Below are 1,606 nucleotides of genomic sequence, written 5' to 3'. Positions count from 1 at the left end.
GGGGGGTATCACTCCAGGTGTGGAAATGATCACCAAACGTAGACGGAAGTCTGCAAAGATCATTGACCATCTCGGGGGAGAACACGATCATGTCCACGACACGGGGAAGAACCGCGCTGGCCGCGGTGGGGCAAGAACAGCACGATGACACATCGGCGCTGCTAGGGGCGGCTGCTCATCATGGCGGGGAAAAATCCCCCCAGCGTGACGGCGAGACGCCGTTGCGGGACCTGCTCGGCGATCACGTGCTGGACCTGCTGCTGGAACGCTCACGCGACGGCGCGGGCGGGCTGCGGCTGACCGGGCAGGGCTCGATGCTCGGCGAACTGGTCAAGGCGGTGCTGGAACGCGCGCTGGAGGCCGAGCTGTCGGCGCATCTGGGCTACGGCAAGCACGAGGTGTCCGGCCATGGCAGCGGCAACTCCCGCAACGGCAGGATCGGCAAGACCGTGCAGACGGGGGTGGGGCCGGTGCGGCTGTCCGTGCCCCGCGACCGGGCCGGCACCTTCGAGCCGATGCTGGTGCCCAAACGGGCCGGCCGCGTCTCCGGCGGCCTGGACGACATGATCATCAGCCTGTACGCGCACGGCATGAGCGTGCGCGACATCCAGCACCACCTGCGCCAGATCTACGACACCGAACTGTCGCACGAGGCCATCTCCAACATCACCGACGCCGTGCTGGAAGAGGTCCGCGCCTGGCAGGCACGGCCGTTGGAAACCGTCTACCCGGTGGTGTTCCTGGACGCCATCGTGGTCAAGGTCCGCGACAACCACAGCGTCCAGGCCAAACCCGCCTACCTCGCGATCGGTATCGACGTCGACGGCGACAAGCACGTCCTCGGGATCTGGCTGGCCAAGACCCCGCTCGATGCCGCCAGCGCCGGCGAGTCGGCCCGTTTTTGGACCTCTGTGATGACCGATCTGCGCAACCGGGGCGTGCGCGACATCCTCATCGCCTGCACCGACGGACTGAACGGCTTCGAAGACGCCATCCACCATGCCTTCCCGCACACCATCGTGCAGGCCTGTGTCGTGCACCTGATCCGCAACGCGCTGCGGCCGGTCGCCCGTCGTGACCGCGCCACGCTGGCCGCCGAGCTCAAGAAGATCTACACGGCGCCCAGTGTGGAGGCCGCCTTCGACGCCCTGGCCGACTTCACCGCCTCCACCTGGGGTGAGCGCTATCCGCAGGCGGCCCGTGTGTTCGAGGCCGCCTGGGACCGCTTCACCCCGTTCTTCGCCTTCTCCCCGGCGGTCCGCAAGCTGCTCTACACCACCAACAGCATCGAGTCGCTGAACTACCAGCTGCGCAAGGTCACCAAGGCCCGCGGCCACTTCCCCGGCGACGACGCCGTGGTCAAACTGCTGTGGCTGGCCATCATCAACATCGAGGACAAACGCGCCCGCGAACGCGCCATCACCAAGGAGAAGACCGGAAAGATCAAGAACTCGCCCAGCACTGCCCGCCTGATCGAAGGACAACGCACCATCGGCTGGCGCGAAGCACTCATCGAACTCGACATCGCCTATCCAGGCCGCATCAGGTAAAGACCGACCTCAGGCCATCAGAAACGATCTTTACACACCTGAAGTGACAACCTCCT

General features: G+C 65.8%; 1 pseudogene. It reads left to right on the top strand.

Annotated features, from left to right (window positions below):
• Positions 1-284 precede the first annotated feature (284 nt).
• A pseudogene (locus AB0K28_RS51685) lies at positions 285-1,550 on the top strand (IS256 family transposase); the annotation flags it as partial.
• Between the last annotated feature and the right edge of the window lie 56 nt (positions 1,551-1,606).

The sequence above is a fragment of the Nonomuraea sp. NPDC049504 genome (assembly GCF_040676845.1).
In the GTDB taxonomy this organism is placed as follows: Bacteria; Actinomycetota; Actinomycetes; order Streptosporangiales; family Streptosporangiaceae; genus Nonomuraea; species Nonomuraea salmonea.
Note: the sequence above shows the minus strand (reverse complement) of the source record. Positions and strands in the feature narration are given on the sequence as shown.